Source organism: Cerasicoccus sp. TK19100 (assembly GCF_027257155.1).
Classification (GTDB): domain Bacteria; phylum Verrucomicrobiota; class Verrucomicrobiia; order Opitutales; family Cerasicoccaceae; genus Cerasicoccus; species Cerasicoccus fimbriatus.
Window position 1 is genome coordinate 1 of record NZ_JAPWDU010000009.1, and the last position, 15861, is coordinate 15861.

Sequence of the window (15861 nt, forward strand, 5' to 3'; positions counted from 1 at the left end):
TGGGACGTCCAGACCGCTCCGGCAACTGTTCGAGTCGATGTCAAAATCAGCCGGGCCGCCCGGGCTCCAGTCGAGCAACCAATGCGCTCCAGGGCGACGTCGAGCCAGCCCGGCTTCGGAAAATGACGCTTCCTGCGACGTGTTAATGAAACCATTCTCGGAAGCATCATTTTCCTAATTAGTGCCAAAAAAGGAAGACACAAGGGCGGTGCTTCGTCACCGCTGCCGCGCGGGAGTCAGTATTTGCCCAATGGGCAAATCTATCGGTCCAGCAGGATGCTGGCGGCGGTGACGAAGCACCGCCCTCCAGCGAAGGAAGCGCCGGGCGACAGAAAACCTCGCCACCGGAATGCGCCGCGCCATAGTCAACCGGCATGCCTCCGATCTGGAAACGCCTGCTGCCGGGCAAACAATGGCACCTGCTTGCCGGCAGGGCCGATGTGCTGCCCGACGACTTCGCCGCGCTGCAGCCGCTGCTGCCTCCGCGCGATCGCTCGTGGGCGGACCCGTTTCCTGTCCTTCGCGATGGCCGGTGTTGGGTGTTTGTGGAAGAGGTGGTCCACCATCCGAAGAAAGGCCGACTGGCGGTCTTTGAACTCGATGAATGCGGGCAAGTGGTGGACGGGTCGTTTCGCGTAATTTTGGAGCGCGACTATCATCTGTCTTACCCCAATGTCTTTGCCCATGAGGGTGAGTGGTGGCTCGTGCCGGAGTCGCGCGCCAACCGCACGGTCGATCTTTACCGCTGCTTGCAGTGGCCGTATCGCTGGGAGCATGAGAGGTCCCTGATGCGCGACACCGAAGTGGTCGACGCGACTTTCTGGCAGCGGGATGGCCGCTGGTGGCTCTTTGGTGGGACGCCTACGGAGGCCGGTGGCAATGCCTCGGGGCAGCTCTGCCTATGGAGCGCGGACTCGCCCTTGAGCGACGACTGGACACCGCACCCGGCCAACCCGATTGTGGCCGACCGCTTCTGCGCGCGCCCGGCGGGGCGGCTCTTCGAGCACGAGGGGAAATTAATCCGCCCGGCGCAGGATTGCTCCGTGCGCTATGGCTACGGCGTGATGTTAATGGAGATCACGGAATGGACGGATACGGCCTACCGTGAGCGCGAACTGAAAGCTTACACGCCGACTCCGGGTAATATCGCCACGCATACCTTTAATCGTGCGGGCGACTGGCTACTCGGCGATGCCGCGTCAAGGATTTGGCCAGGGTGAAGATGTGAAAGGTGGCGGCCGGTGTCCCCACCGGCCACAATGTAGGCTTTTGCAAATGATTTTCTGACTCGCGTGTTTCGCTGATATGGCGCAAGCGCGAACCTATTCAATCTATCCCTTTTCGCCTCTGGCCGGTGGGGACACCGGCCGCCACCTTTAAGTAATAACCGCAGCTAAGCCGTGGCCACGTATGCGGCTGGCCTCAGCCAACCGCGTACGCGAAAGCGATTACTGCCCGACGTTTACTACTCTTCGAACAGCACGATTTGGAAGAAGATGCCGTCGCCGTCAACTAAGCCCGGGTTGGGGATGAGTGCGGTGCGCAGAGTGTGGTCGCCCATGTCGACTTCTTCGTAGGATTCCACATTTGCGGTGAACCAATGGGTCAAGTTGCTCGACCAGAACAGCTCTCCATCGAAGCCCTGATAGGTCTTGCTGATGGGGAAGGTCAGGCGCAAGTAGTCGGGGGTGACTTCGAGCTCCGGGTAGCGGTTATCGCGGTCAACCAGCGGGTCCGTGCCGAAGAAATACTCCAGCAGGTTCGGGTGCATGTCGCCGTCATCATTGGCGGTGTAGGCGGTGTTCATGCCTGGGTACTGTGCGGCCCAGAGCCCGTAGGACTTCAGCGGCGGCGTGACGACGTCCGTGGTCTGCTTGATGAGCTCGGGCACGAGATTGAGCGTCATGACCAGGCCCGTGGTGCTGTAGGGGCTGGTGCTGCCGCCCGCGTAAGCGATGGTAAGTGATTGCTCGGAGCCGATCATCTCGTTGACCGGAGCCAGGAACTCGCTCTCAGTGCCGTCGGTGTAAATATACTGCGCCTCCAGCACGTTTTGGAAAACGGTCTCTTCGACTTTGGAGCCGTCGGGCTGCTCGACATCGGCAGTGACGACGAACGCGTATTGGTTGGTGACGGCCGGGTCCGCGCCAGCCGCATTGAAGTAGGCGCTCACGGCCTTCAGCGGCGGATTTTCGTTATCCAGCGGATATTCGACGCCGTTGAGGTAAAACTTCAACGTGGAGGTATCGACGCGGGGCGGGATCAGGCGGTCGGTCCATTTCACGTTCATCTGCACGTCCGTGCCGCCGGAAATGGGGACCAAGTCGCCCGCGGTGGTGAGCACCATGTATTGGATCGGGCTTTCCAGGCTGCCTTTGGTGGCGGCCACGCCGAGCGTGATGGGCGTGCCCGTGGGCAGTGTTATGCCGTCGCCGTCGCCGAGGGTGTGGCTCACGCTGGAGCCGCCGCTCACGGAATAGGAGCCAATGCCGCTCGGGTGCTTTACGTCGATTTTGTAGCCGGTGGCACCATCGATCTTATCCCAGGTCAAGTCGACGACTGCATCGCCGCTCTTGAGTGTGCTGGTGGCCGATTGGATGGTGGGCGAGTCAAGACGGTCGTCGGGCAGGATCGTGATGCGCAGGATTTGCCCGGCTTGCAGGACCATGAGCGGGGAAGGGCCGCCGCCGCGGTCGGAAAAGGCGAAGGAGTAGGCGTCACTGTGGTTAAAGATTGTCGCCGCCCACGGGTTGTAGTGGCCGTCGTTGGTCTTGCGGGCGAGGCCGAAGGGCGCGGCGGTCGGAGCGGTGCCATACCAGTTGGGGCCCTCCTCGCCGTAGATGCCATTGACGTAGCCGAAGTTGAGCGCCGCCAGCACATCACGCGTCATCGCGCCATAAACAGAATTCGTGCTGAGGTTTTCCATTTGCGCGGAATCGAGGTCGCCAACCGAGTAAATCGTCTGGTTGAGCGGGGCACCGTAGATGTTGAAATTGTAGCTCGACTGCGGGGCGTTGTTGGCGGTGTAAGCGGTGACGAACGCGCTCTGGTTGAAGTCGCCAAAGCCCGAGCCCTGGGTGTCGTTGGTGCCGGTGAAGTCCACGCTGTGCACCTTGCCGTCTTTCATGCGGACGGTGGCTTGAGCCGGGGTATAGGTGGGAGCCGGGTCGGTACCAATGGCCGGCAGGGATGAGCCGTTGATGATCAGCACGGCGTCCTCGTAGTAGCCGTAGCCGCCGTCGGTGATCTTTACCTTAGATACCTTGGACTCGTTTAAGTAAGCCTTGACGGAGAATGGCTGGTCGCCGCCGGGAACTGTTACCGTGGGAGGTGAAGTGTAGCCCGAACCGGCATCAACGACATTGAATAGCGAGCCGTTGGGGTAGGCTAGCAGGAAGCCTGAAGCATTCGTTTGGGCTTGGACGACGGCTGTCGTGCCCCCGGCTGTCTGTGGCGCGGTGACGGTGCAATTGATTGTTTCACTCTCGGGGTAGCCGCCGCTGTTGGTGCTGCCCTGAATGAGCGCATAAATGCCGACTGGCTCCAGTTCTACCTCAAACTGTGCCTGCTGCGGGATGGGCAGATTGACGGTCATGTCCGCGTTGGCCGGGTAGTCGGGATTGTTGGTGGGGATGTTTGTCGTCGTTCCGGTGAGGCTGACTTGGTAGCCCAGCAACTCTTGTGTGGTTGAGTCCGTGACTTTCTCGAATGTGCCGGTGTAGTCGTAGGTGCTGGATGAAGACTCGCCGCTGATCTCCTCAGCCGCGCCACTCAGGTTGACGGTGACGCCGGCGGCGATGATTGCCTCCAGGTAGGTTTTGAAATCCGGATACGGCGCGGGGCTGAGGCCGGGAGGTGCGGAGAGCTGCGTGGGCCCAAGCGCACGGAGAAACTTTGACATGGTCGGGTCACCGGCAGTCGTCCATCCGCCCTTGGTCGTGGGCGAGGAGCCGCTGTTGTCGACTTCCAGCATGGCATCGCTGCCCTTGACGCCGTGCATCGACTCGATCTCCTGGAGCAGGGAGAAGGTGGACTTGTAGTAATACTTCGAGTCCAGCAACTTGCCCGAAGTGTCAAAGAGCTCCATCTGGATCTGGATACCGAGCTGGTCAATGGACGTGATGTCCGAGCCGCTGTCGGCGTCCTGCAAAAAGGTAACTTCGCACAGGTCGAAGCGATAAGGCGCGGTCACGAACGACGGCGAGGTGGTGTTGGCAGTGTAGGTGAAGTCCGGCGGCGCGTCAGCCGTGCCCTGCAGAAAGAGGAACTTGCCGGAATTCAGGTCTTCGGCCTCAAAGGTGTAGATCGTGGGCGTGTTGCCGGTGTAGGGCGAGGTCACGGTGGCACCGGTCGTCGGCAAGTCGGAGATTTTCATCGGCACGGCACCATACTCGCCGGGCCAGCCCATGGCGGGCATTGAGCCGGTGGCTCCTGGAGTTGAGGCTAGTGTGATGGCTTCTTTGCCCGAGCTCAGGAGAAAATACAGGTTGTCGATGCCGGAGTCATCAACGATTTGGATGGTCAGGTTGTCCGCCGTGGCGGCCTGGGCTGACGGTATTAGTGCCGCGAGCATGGTGGCTGCGGTTAAGACTCTTGGGGACATATCTAGGATGGTTATGGCAGTTTAGTAGGACGTGGATGTTCGCGCTGGTTTTCAGGCTAGCAGGCGTAAAGTTTTTTACAATTCTTATGAGTCGCAGTTGAGTCAATTATTCCTTGGACCTACCAAGTATCTGGAAAACTGGGTGGTATCGGCTAGTTATCTCTTGTTAAATGCTGTATGTGCGGTTCTGCCGGCTCGTTTACTTCGTGGGGACCGTTGATGCCGCCAATTGTTAAAAAAGATTAAAAGCTGTAAAAAAATCGTTAATAAATCCATGGAAATGACTGAATGTCATCGTTTTATGATCGCCATTTGGTAATAGCTTGCCATGTTACAGCCATTAGGGTCTTCTCCCGAACTTTACTTTTAGTCATGAAAATCCGCTTCTGGGGAACACAGGGTTCGCTGCCCGCGCCGATGACCGCGCCCATGGTGCGCGAGAAAGTTTTTCGGGCGCTACAGGCGGCGCAGGGCCAGGATCTTTCCAGCGATGAAAAGATCAATGCCTTCATGGACGCCAAGCTTCCCTTTGCGGTTCGCTCGACCTACGGCACAAATACCTCGTGCATCCAGTTCGACAATCCCGGTGGCGCTTACATGATCTGTGACGCAGGCTCCGGCATCCGCGATCTCGGCCACAAACTCATGACCACGGGTGAGGCCAAAGAGCCGCACACCTACCACATTTTCATGACGCACTTGCACTGGGATCACATCCAGGGCTTTCCGTTTTTTGTCCCGGCCTACATCCCGGGCAACAAGATCATTTTCCACACCTACCACGAGCAGTGCGAGGAGGCGATTCGCAGGCAAATGAGCGGTCCGGAGTTTCCCGTGCCCTTTGAGGCGCTGGGCGCGCATATCGAGTTCGACGTGCAGCCGCCGCTTACGCCCTACAACATTGAGGGCTTTGCAATCGACTCCATTGAGCAAAGCCACCCGGGCAAGTCCTACGGATACCGCTTCCAGAAGGACGGCAAGACCGCCGTGTTCTCCACCGACTCCGAGCACACGCACGACGCCTATGAGGATGATTACCCGTTTGTGGAATTTTTCCGCGACGCGGACCTCGTAATCTTCGATGCGCAATACACCATGGCCGACGCGACCTTTACCAAGGCAAACTGGGGGCACTCCAGCAATGTCATGGGCGTCGAGCTCACCGCGCGCGCCAGCGCCAAGCGCCTCGCTATCTTCCATCACGAGCCCATCAATACGGACTGGCAGCTCGATGATTTTCTTCGCAATACGATCATGTACCGCAGCATCTACCACCAGGAATCCGCTGACCAGCTTGGACACGCACAGTATCCAGAAGAAATACTGCTCTGCTACGACGGCCTCGAAATCCAACTCTAACCCACCACCTTGGCCGGCCATCTGACCTTTGAGATTACCTGTTTTGTCAACGAAATCACCACACAAAGAACTCACGGCAGCAACCTCCGAACTGGAGCCGTTGCCCATCGCGCTCAATATCACCAAGGAGGAGATTAACCGCCTCCCGCTGGGACGTTTTGAGGGTGCGATCCACTTGATTACCACCCCCGCAGCCGCCCGCCTCGCCGTGGAAAAGCTGCGCCAGGTCGAAGTGCTTGGGTTCGATACCGAGTCCCGTCCCGCCTTCAAAAAAGGGGAAAACTACGACCCGTCGATCGTCCAATTTGCGACCAATTACGAGGCCTACCTCTTTCAGGTGAAGCGCATTGGCGGCCTCAAGCCGCTCTTCCCGCTGTTGGAAAACCCCAAGGTGCACAAAGTCGGCGTTGCCCTGCGCGACGACATTAAGCGCCTCCAGGCCATCGACCGCTACAAGCCCGCCGGCTTTGTGGAAATCAGCGAAATCAGCCGCCGCCTGGGCATTGAAAAAACCGGCCTGCGCAGCCTGATTGGCATGTTCCTGGGCCTACGCATTTCCAAAAGCGCACAAGTGTCCAACTGGGCCCGCCGCAGCCTCAACCACAAGCAAATCGTCTACGCCGCCACCGACGCCTGGATGAGCCGCCGCCTCTACATGCTCGTCCGCAAAGCCGAGCAGGAGCATGACGGGTAGTGCCTTTTCTCATTCGTTGATCGGCAATGTCTGATGCCATAATTTTCGGGTAATTTGCCTGGATTGCCTAGACTGGTTATCTACTATATTTTTGCCTGAGGCACTGCGCACACTGAGTCGGTTATCAAACTCGCTATTTGGTAGAGAAACTGAGTTGGGCAAGTTTCTACTGCTTCGGTCAAAATCGGCTGTAGGTCACCTTTCAGTAGATTTTGAGTCATTGATGGTCTGTAGCGGGCTGCGCTTCCTGCGAAAAAGAGTAGAGCAAGCGTTGAAGCTAATTGATGGAATGGTCCGGCATCAAGGTTCGCGTAGTAGCGGTAGCCACCTCTTGTTAATATCGAAGCAAAGCCCAGGTCTGAATATTCCTTGCAGATATTCCTGTAGATTCGGTTGAAGTTGTTATTAGTGACCTTTTTTCGTTTGATGCTACGATAAATGGTCCAACCGTTCACGTTATCACTCGCCTTTACAAAATAACTTTTCCTTTTGCCCTTATAGAATTTTTCAACTGGCACTCTGGATTCGTTCTTTTTCTCGAATTTCAGAACTGTGAATAGGTAATCTCGTCGATCATTGACATGAAAGCGTATGTCGACCGGTAAATACTTTCTTCTGTTAAGCGGCAGGTGTCCTAGGGTAAAAGCTAATTCGTGAACCTCTGGAATTTCTGAAAAAAGTTGGTTGATAGGTACACTGCATTTTCCAGATTTCGGTATACCTAGCACCTTATTGAATTCTTGAAAGATATTCAGGCAATTCTTTATGTTTCCTGAAAAAGACAATTCTTGAGTATTCCCTATGGGCAGTGAGATTCCATGGTGCTCGTTATGCTGTTCTAGTTCAACCCCTTTTACGCTCAAAAAGCCTTTCACTAGATTTAGGCATGAGTAGTAAACCAATGTAGCTTTTGTGGGCAGTCTGGTAGACTCGGCAGCTAGATGGAAAGACTCTGCTTGCTCAACAAAATACTTGGCTTTAGAGAACTTCTCTTTTGTTTTTCCTCTCGATTTAGATTCCTTTTGCGAAAGCCATGCACTGAGGTAAGACCAAGGATTTGATGTGAGCACAAGGGACGCGCCTGCTTCCACATCAAAGTGGAAGTATTTAACTGCTTGGTATTTATACAGTGCAGGTTCCCCAATTTCAATAGGTTTCGACATCTTATGTGGCAGAACTAGCCAATCTTTACTCAGATTTTGATTGTTGCTTTTCCGAGTAGATGGTTAACGAGCATGGTTACTCGCTAACATGCAAGTAGGTGTCTTAGCAATTTGTTTTTTATGAAGTAATGTTATATTTTACAGATCCGATGGTATGGATAGCCTGTTGCACAGGCGATCTGATAAAACGTTATTGACGTTGTTCAATTGTGCACTCGTAAATCAGACTCCAACCCCCACAAATTCCCTGACGCTTAGGCCTTGGTTTTTCTCCGGGCGGCGTTAATCTCGCACCTTCTTCTTTTAAAAACCAAGAACCAAGCACTAAGAACCAAAACACCCAAAATCCTATGCCCACTGCAATTCTCGAAACCAACCAAGGCGAAATCGAAATCGAGCTCATGCCCGACGTGGCACCTAAGACCGTTGAAAACTTTGTCGGCCTGATCAATAAGGGCTACTACGACGGCATCATTTTCCACCGCGTGATCAAGGACTTCATGCTACAGGGCGGCGATCCGACCGGTACCGGCATGGGTGGTGAATCGCTCTGGGGCGGTAAGTTCGAGGACGAGTGCGACCCGTCCGTCAAGTTTGACCAGCCCGGTCTGCTGGCTATGGCCAACGCCGGTCCCGGCACCAACGGCTCGCAGTTCTTCATCACCACCGTGTCCTGCCCGTGGCTCCACATGAAGCACACCATTTTCGGTAAGGTGACCTCCGGCATGGATGTCGTGACCAAGATCGAAAACGAGCGCTGCGACGCGCGTGACAAGCCCGTTGCTAAGCAATACATCGTCAAGGCCTCCGTTAAGGACTAAGCCACTAAATCGTCATGGCCGGCGCACTGCAGAACGCAACCGGCCTTCAGCGATGGGATTCGCCGGGGAGGGCGCCGCTATTGGCGCTCCACGGCTTTACCGGAGACGCCGAGGACTTCGCCTGGTTGGCGGAGCACTCGCGCGACTCGCTGGACTGGTGGGCGCTCAACCTTCCCGGCCACGGCAACGCCCGCGTTGACGACCACGATGCGCTCGCGCTGGGTGACTTCCTCGACGTGATCGAGGCTGCGCGCCGTCGCATTGTCGCCGAGACGCAGCAGGTGCCAATTCTCCTGGGCTACTCCATGGGAGGCCGGGTGGCCTTGCACGCGGTCAATCAAAAGCCGGCCAACTGGCGCGCATTGGTTACCATAGGCGCGACGCCCGGCATCGGCGACCCCGTGCGCCGCATGGACCGACTGATCGCCGATGAGGACCTGGCCAATCGCATGCGTCGTCAATCGATCGACGCCTTTCTCGAGACCTGGCAGGCCATGCCGATCATCAAAAGCCAGGATAGTATCCCGGCGGAAATTCTGGAATCGCTGCGCCTGCGCCGTCTGCGGAACGATCCTGCCCAGCTTGCGGCGGCGCTGGTCGCGGTAAGCTCCGGTAAGCTGCCGTCGTTGTGGGATTATCTGGGCGATTTGGATTTGCCCTGCCTGATCACCGCCGGGGCCTTCGACCAAAAGTTTTGCGCCATTGCCCGAGAAATGCTCCCCAAGCTGCCCAACGCGCGGATGGAAATCATCCCCAAGGTCGGCCACTGCGCGCACCTCGAGGCACCCGATGTATTTTTAAGCGCGCTACTGGCATTTCTAGTCCGAGAGCTTCCTGAATGAGGATCGCTCAGCCAGCGGTGCATTGGCTGGCATGCCAACCGCGCTTCATGCCAATGGGTTACGGTGGATTTGGCATCATAAGGATAGTGGGTGTTCTGCGTATTCTAAATAATTTTACATTGAATTGGCCTTCAGCGTGAGCCATTTTCATTCATTGACGTGACTTATTTAAAAAAGATTTTTTGGCCCTTTTTGTGTGCTTGTTTAATGTCGGGATCCATTGGCTTGCACGCGTTGCCCGGTGATCTTGATGAAACCTTTTCAGTGGGAGCGGGGGCCAATGAGCGCGTCTATGCCCTAGCGCTGGATGCTGATGAGCGAATATACGTCGGCGGTCTCTTTACTGAGTTTGCGTCGCAGAGCGTTACGGGGCTGGTGCGCCTGACACCCGATGGAACGTTGGACAAAAGCTTTGACGTTCGTGCGGGCATTGCGGGTGGCGACTACACCTACGTGACCGACATTGAGGTGCTGGCAAATGGTCATGTGATTGTCTGTGGTGATTTCACCTCCTTTAAAGGCACCGCCGTGGGCAACATTGTGTTACTGGATGCAGACGGGGATATCGTGAGCTCGTTTGCCAGTGGCACCGGGTTCAATGCCACCGTTAAAGACTGTGTCGTGCAAAGCGATGGGAAGCTGATCGTTGTTGGAGACTTTACGGAATATGACGGGACTTCTATTGGGGGCGTCGCGCGGTTGAATATCGATGGAAGCCTGGATTCATTATTTGACCCGGGTGCCGGAACGATCGTCACCGCCTGGAATCATGGCGAGGTGAATGCGGCAGCGCTACAATCGGATGGTAAGATCATCCTCGTCGGCGATTTTCATGAGTTCGATGACGAATCGCGCCGGATGATTGTGCGGCTCAACGCGAATGGCAGTCTGGATGATACCTTTGACGTTGGCAGCGGGCTGAACAGCTACGCTGAGGCTGTGTTGGTATTGCCGAATGACCAAGTCTTGGTTGGTGGGAGCTTCGATTCCTACAATGGTGAGACCGCCTATGCCATTGTTCGGTTGGATGCAGACGGCGCATTGGATGAAAGCTTTGCGGCTAACCTGAATCGCTACTCCGAGTGCTATGAACTTGCCTTGGGTGCCAGTGGCCGTGTCTTCGCAGCGGGCAACTTTGGCGTCATGCGGTTGCGAGATTCCGGTAAGCGGGATATGACATTTAATTACGACGGCTATGTGACGTGGTTTGGGCCGATGGTTGTGCAGGCTGACGAGAAGTTGGTTGTGGGTGGGCACGAAGTAGATGTCACCGGAAACGTGATACGCTTGGAAACAGGACTCCTGCCGTTGCCAGATACTCCAGTCCTGACCACAGCGGAAGTCGTCGACTATTATTACATCCGCATCGAGTGGGAGGCCGCAGATAATGCGAATGGCTATCTGGTCGAATATGCTCGCGTTGGAGAGGCTTGGCAGTCCTTTGGGTCCTTCTCGGGGACACGTGCCAATATCACCAAACTTTACGGTGCTACCGATTACCAGTTTCGCATCCGGGCCTACAATCATGAGGGCAACTCCGAGTATTCCAATGTACTGGAAGCAACCACGATTGCGACTCCTTTGCCGACCGCGCCAATTCTGTCCGCAAAACTGGTTCTGGCTGACATGATCCAACTCGACTTTGTCGCCAGTTATGTGAGGGAGTACAGTCTTGAGCGGAGTTTTGATGGTGGTGAGCACTGGGAGGTTTTGGCCACCGTTGTGGATGGGCCCAATTTTGAATATTATCGCATGCAGAGCCTGACACCCGGTGCTCACTACAGCTTCCGTGCGCGCGGCAGGAATGAGAGTGGTTATGGTCCTTATTCGACCACTGAAACAATCCGAAACCTCGGCTACCCGGGCACCGGCTTCCTGGACTTGGAAGCCACGGAGAACCTGCCTGATTTTAATACCGTAACGAACATTGCCTTACAGGGAGATTCGCACCTGCTCGTTGCTTATTTGAGAAAGCTGTCCCGGCTAAACCTGGACGATTACACATTGGACACTACTTTTGCGGATGTCGTTCTGGGCAATGGCAGCTCATACACTCACTACACTTCGCTGCCTGTACAGCCGGATGGGAAGATACTGGTGGGAGGCAACTTTAGCGAGATGAGTATTAATGGGGCATCGATTCCGGTTCACCCGATAGTCCGGCTCAATGCCGATGGAACGCTGGATGAGTCCTTTGACGCTAGTGTGGACTTGATGGAGAACTCCAGCTCAGCGGTCGGTTCAATCCAGCTTTTGGCGAATGGGCAAATTCTCGCAACGGGCGAATTTGAAACGAAAGACGGCGCTGAATGGAGCCTTATTCGTTTTAATCAAGACGGCTCGCTCGATGACACATTTCCCAATCATGAGTTTTCGAATTTCATATACGGTGGCGGCAGCTTGACAATCGCCGCCGTTCAGCCGGATGGCAAAATACTGCTCAGCGGGCCGTTTGCTGAAATTAACGGTTTGCCGATCAGGCGTATGGCGCGACTGAACGCGGACGGCACTTTGGACACTGGCTTTTCAATACAGCAGCTAAACGGATCGACGGTCTTTATCAGCCATGTCCATTTGTTGCCCGATGGGCGTATTTTTATCGGTGGTCGCTTTTATGCGAATACGGATGATGTAGGCTACGAAAACTTTTTCATCGTGGATAGTAATGGGGTGACCGATACGAGCTTTCAACCCATTGGCGATGTCGTTGGCGTATCGTATGGATTGGGCTATGATTCGCAGGGGAAAATACTGCTCTCCGGCAGCAAGGGCGTATTTCGCCTCAATGCGGATTTAACTCTGGATACTGATTATCATACGGAGTTTCCGATCAAATCTACTTTCAGTCAGGTGCTGCCCATTGGTCAGAACCGGCTGATCTATCGCGGCACCTACTATCTCGGTTCAGATGCTTACAGTGGCCTCTATATCGGCTATGAACAGAATGAAACCGTCTCGGCACAATCGCCTGAGTATGCTGCCGCCGGAGACCGCGAGGATGCCGCCGTGAACCTAGGCTGGCAGTGGCAACCCGGCATTGCCTATGTGGAGGTGCAAACATCTCCCGATGGCGAAGGAAACTGGACGACGGTTCGGCAAGTCGGGGGCTCTGACACGGGTTTGCAGATTGCTGAGGTCACCGCCAACCAAGAATATTTCTACCGATTGGTTTCGCACTCAGTGACCGGCGAAGTGGTAACTGGCAAAGTTATTTCCGCGGATACATTCAGTGGCGTTGCTGCATGGAAGCAACATCATGGTTTGGGCTCGGCAGAGGACGGCGATGACACCGACCGCAATGGTTTAAGCCTGTTCAGTGAGTATGCGCTGGGACTTCGACCCGGGGAGCCAATGTCCGAAAGCGGTCTCGTGTTTGAGGTTGAGGCCAACCAGGCAACATTCAGTTACAATCGGCTTCGCACGGATGTCTTCTACGAGGTCCTCTGGTCATTGGACCCTGCTGGCCCGTATGCCGCATTGGATTCTGCCACCTCCAGCGACGGCACCAGAATCGCCGTTTCTTTGCCATTGGAAGACAGAGATGAGGCGTTCGTCATTCTGCGGATGGTTGCAGAGTAGAGTGCCCGATGATTGCCCGGAATGTGCCCTAAGCCGTGCCCTCAGGTTTCTTCGCTCCCCGCCCAAAGCCATAAACGAACCACCACAAAAAGCCGAGGGCACCGTAGAAGAAAATCAGCCCGACGATCTCGTGCATCAGCAGGTAGTTTTCCACGCGGGGGGCCAGAAGGATGATTACGAGGATGCGCAGGGTGTTTGCGATAAAGGCGGTGACCATGGCCAGGAACAGCACCAGGAGGATGTCTACCGCCTTGAGCTTGCGGTAAATGGCGAGCAGAATCGTAAGCAGCAGCGAGGCCGAGAGCAGACCGAAGCCGTTGCACTCGGCGGCGACGACAAACGGGCGACCCGCGACGGTCAGTACTAGCTCCGGTGAGGGGATGTTGGCCAACTGCAGTTGCGTTCCATAGCCGAGAAAGCCGAGGAGGTTCATCGACCACCGGCCAGCGATGGCGCGCATCGGCCAGTCGAGAATCGGCAGCGCCAGCGCCAGAAACATGAAACACGTGAAGGCCACGATGAATCCCCGCGCGGCGCGGGCAACCTTGGCCCCCAGGGTGTAGTGGACCAGTGCCGCGAGCGTCATCCCAAAGGCAATCAGCAACAGCGCCGCTTGCGCAAAGCCATAGCCCGGGGCCTCCCAGTTGAGCGGCAGCAGGCAGACGGCCACGATGCTAAAGGATGCCGCGAGCAGGCCCACGCTCCGCCGGTCATGGGTCAGGACCAGGCTCAGGCGGCGGCGCTTTTCCAGCATCAAAAACATGCCCGCCGCCCCGAGCACGATCAGTGCATGGAGGAGCTGTTCGCTGGATTCGGTGGCGCGGAACAGCCAGCGAATCAGCGGGTAAAAGATCAGCATCGCCCCGAAATACGTCGCCAGCATGATCGTCCAATCGACGTTCCCCGTCGGGCTCATTTGCGCGGCGTTATCGGGCTTGGCTGGCTGGTCGGCGGGCTCGGGCATAAGGAAAGGCAAAATTCAAAATGCAGAATTCAAAAAACTAAGACATTGAATCACAGGATGAAGCTTTTTGCATTTTGAATTTATCATTTTGCATTCCTTCCCTACTGCCACTTCGGTGGGGCGCTGTTGACGGCGGCGACGCGGGTGCCCCATTCGAGGAGCTCCTTGGAGCAATCGTCGCGGTCGATAGTCAGCTCAATCAGGGACGGGCCGCCTTCGTGGGCGAGGGCTTTTTCGATGGCGGCGTCGAGCTCGCCCACGGTGCCAACGCGGGTGGACCAGCCTTTGCCGTCCTCGGCGTTAAAGACGTTCATCAGGCCGGCGTAGTCCCAGTTTTTAATGTTGTTGTAAGGTCCGTCATGGATTTCGACTTCGATCGTGTAGCCCCGGTTGTTGATGAGGAAGATGATCGGATTTAATCCGTAACGAATGATCGTGGAAAGTTCCTGCGCCGTTAGCTGAAACGAGCCATCGCCGATCATGGCGACCACGCGCTTCTCGCCTTGCGTGGCCATCGCGTAACCAAGCGTGGCACCGACGGACCAGCCGATGGAGCCGTACTGCATCTGGATCTCGAAGCCCGCGCCGTCGGGGAGCTTGGTTTTAACGCCGTTAAACCACGAGTCGCCAGTTTCGGCGAGCAGGGTCATCTCGGGCGTGAGCATGTGCTGGATGCGATCGGTGACGTGGCGCGTCAGGAGCACGGTGTCGGCCTCGACTTGTGGGCGGCAGCTGGGCTCGGGGCGCAGGCGGTTCCAGGCCTCGAGTGATGTCGGATTCGGCTTCACCTTCTCCGCGAGCTTTTCCAAAAAGAGCGGCAGCGGCACGTTGTTATACGTGCGGCCGGGTAGCTTGACGCGCTCGGCGTTGGCCTGGATGAGCTTGTCTTTGTTGATCAGCGCACTGTAGCCGCTGGTGGTGTAGTCCGTAAAGGTCGGCCCGGCAAACAGGTAGGCATCGGCGCTTTCCACGACTTCGCCGCAGGCTGGCGTGCTGACTGGCCCCCAGTAGGTGCCGATGTATTGCGGGTGGTTTTCGGAGAAAAATCCCTTGGCGTTGGGCATCATCGCAACGGCGTAGCCGCTGGCTTCGGCGAGCTTTTTAAACTCCATGTCGGCGTCCCACGGGCGCAGTTTCACGCCGCCGACGAGCACGGGTTTCACGGCGGTATTGAGCATCGCGGCGGCATGCTCGACGGCCGCATCCAGCGCGGCGAGGTCACACGGCACGGGCGCGGTGAGCTTTTGATTGGGTGCGGAGGGGATGCTTTCGCCGGCGAGGTTGCAGGCGATCTCGATGTAAACCGGTTTGCGGCGGCGCAGGCATTCGTTGATGGCGCGGTCGATCAACTCCGGGGCGTCGTCGGTGTGCTCAATTGAGACCGCGCAGGCCGTGACTTCCTTAAACATGTCCAGCTGATAGCGGTAACGGACCTCGCCGAGGGTGTGGTGAAGCGGGCGGTTTTCGGGCCAGGCGTTGGTGTTGGGTCCACCGGATACAAAGATGATCGGCAGGTCCTCGGCGTAAGCTCCGGCAATGGCGTTGATCGCCGACAGGCCGCCGACAGAAAAGGTGACAAAGCCCGCGGCCACGCCGTTGGCGCGCGCATAGCCGTCGCACGCGTAGCCGAGGTTGAGCTCGTTACAGCAGCCTACGAAGCCGAGGCGCTCGTTTTTCAACAACTGGTCGAGCAGGACCAGGTTGTAGTCGCCAGGGACGGCGAAGTAGTGGCGGATGCCGATTTGTTCGAGACGCGTTGCGAGATAAGAGCCGACGGTAGTGGTGGTCATGCTCGTAAAGATGACGCGATGTGTCGTCGCTGTCAGTAGAAAATGA

General features: G+C 56.4%; 10 protein-coding genes. 6 read left to right on the forward strand and 4 right to left on the reverse strand.

Translation table 11 applies throughout. The annotated features are described in order from the left end of the window. Positions 1 to 374 precede the first annotated feature (374 nt). Positions 375 to 1220 (forward strand): glucosamine inositolphosphorylceramide transferase family protein, encoded by an 846-nt coding sequence (locus O3S85_RS19360; protein WP_269542736.1) that lies wholly within the window; start codon positions 375 to 377, stop codon positions 1218 to 1220. A gap of 245 nt (positions 1221 to 1465) precedes the next feature. On the opposite strand, the gene O3S85_RS19365 is transcribed toward O3S85_RS19360, so the two are convergent. Continuing rightward, entirely contained in the window at positions 1466 to 4573 is a 3108-nt protein-coding gene (locus tag O3S85_RS19365) for a hypothetical protein (protein WP_269542738.1), read from the reverse strand. 402 nt (positions 4574 to 4975) lie between these two features. On the opposite strand from O3S85_RS19365, the gene O3S85_RS19370 reads away from it, so the two are divergent. Beyond that, positions 4976 to 5962 carry an MBL fold metallo-hydrolase gene (locus O3S85_RS19370; protein ID WP_269542739.1) on the forward strand — a complete coding sequence of 329 codons (987 nt, stop codon included), beginning with the start codon at positions 4976 to 4978 and terminating at the stop codon, positions 5960 to 5962. Positions 5963 to 6005: 43 nt separating this feature from the next. Further along, positions 6006 to 6656, forward strand: a complete 651-nt coding sequence (locus O3S85_RS19375; RefSeq protein WP_269542741.1) for a 3'-5' exonuclease — start codon at positions 6006 to 6008, stop codon at positions 6654 to 6656. An 83-nt stretch (positions 6657 to 6739) separates the two neighbouring features. On the opposite strand, the gene O3S85_RS19380 is transcribed toward O3S85_RS19375, so the two are convergent. Further along, positions 6740 to 7819 (reverse strand): YaaC family protein, encoded by a 1080-nt coding sequence (locus O3S85_RS19380; protein ID WP_269542743.1) that lies wholly within the window; start codon positions 7817 to 7819, stop codon positions 6740 to 6742. Between the two features lie 350 nt (positions 7820 to 8169). Between O3S85_RS19380 and O3S85_RS19385 the strand changes: the two genes are divergently transcribed. From O3S85_RS19385 to O3S85_RS19395, 3 genes are all read left to right on the forward strand, one after another. Further along, complete coding sequence (locus tag O3S85_RS19385) at positions 8170 to 8640, forward strand: peptidylprolyl isomerase (RefSeq protein ID WP_269542744.1); 471 nt, start codon at positions 8170 to 8172, stop codon at positions 8638 to 8640. 14 nt (positions 8641 to 8654) lie between these two features. After that, complete coding sequence (locus O3S85_RS19390; RefSeq protein WP_269542746.1) at positions 8655 to 9482, forward strand: alpha/beta fold hydrolase; 828 nt, start codon at positions 8655 to 8657, stop codon at positions 9480 to 9482. 207 nt (positions 9483 to 9689) lie between these two features. Beyond that, complete coding sequence (locus O3S85_RS19395) at positions 9690 to 13061, forward strand: fibronectin type III domain-containing protein (RefSeq protein ID WP_269542748.1); 3372 nt, start codon at positions 9690 to 9692, stop codon at positions 13059 to 13061. A gap of 28 nt (positions 13062 to 13089) precedes the next feature. On the opposite strand, the gene O3S85_RS19400 is transcribed toward O3S85_RS19395, so the two are convergent. Together O3S85_RS19400 and O3S85_RS19405 are read right to left on the reverse strand one after the other, a co-directional pair. Next, positions 13090 to 14025, reverse strand: a complete 936-nt coding sequence (locus tag O3S85_RS19400; RefSeq protein ID WP_269542750.1) for an exosortase/archaeosortase family protein — start codon at positions 14023 to 14025, stop codon at positions 13090 to 13092. A gap of 101 nt (positions 14026 to 14126) precedes the next feature. Beyond that, positions 14127 to 15815 (reverse strand): thiamine pyrophosphate-dependent enzyme, encoded by a 1689-nt coding sequence (locus O3S85_RS19405; protein WP_269542752.1) that lies wholly within the window; start codon positions 15813 to 15815, stop codon positions 14127 to 14129. Positions 15816 to 15861 lie beyond the last annotated feature (46 nt).

Coding starts and splice junctions, on each gene's coding strand:
- O3S85_RS19360 (WP_269542736.1), top strand. CDS start 375: ATGCCTCCGATCTGGAAACGCCTGCTGCCGGGCAAACAATGGCACCTG.
- O3S85_RS19365 (WP_269542738.1), bottom strand. CDS start 4,573: ATGCTCGCGGCACTAATACCGTCAGCCCAGGCCGCCACGGCGGACAAC.
- O3S85_RS19370 (WP_269542739.1), top strand. CDS start 4,976: ATGAAAATCCGCTTCTGGGGAACACAGGGTTCGCTGCCCGCGCCGATG.
- O3S85_RS19380 (WP_269542743.1), bottom strand. CDS start 7,819: ATGTCGAAACCTATTGAAATTGGGGAACCTGCACTGTATAAATACCAA.
- O3S85_RS19385 (WP_269542744.1), top strand. CDS start 8,170: ATGCCCACTGCAATTCTCGAAACCAACCAAGGCGAAATCGAAATCGAG.
- O3S85_RS19390 (WP_269542746.1), top strand. CDS start 8,655: ATGGCCGGCGCACTGCAGAACGCAACCGGCCTTCAGCGATGGGATTCG.
- O3S85_RS19395 (WP_269542748.1), top strand. CDS start 9,690: ATGTCGGGATCCATTGGCTTGCACGCGTTGCCCGGTGATCTTGATGAA.
- O3S85_RS19400 (WP_269542750.1), bottom strand. CDS start 14,025: ATGCCCGAGCCCGCCGACCAGCCAGCCAAGCCCGATAACGCCGCGCAA.
- O3S85_RS19405 (WP_269542752.1), bottom strand. CDS start 15,815: ATGACCACCACTACCGTCGGCTCTTATCTCGCAACGCGTCTCGAACAA.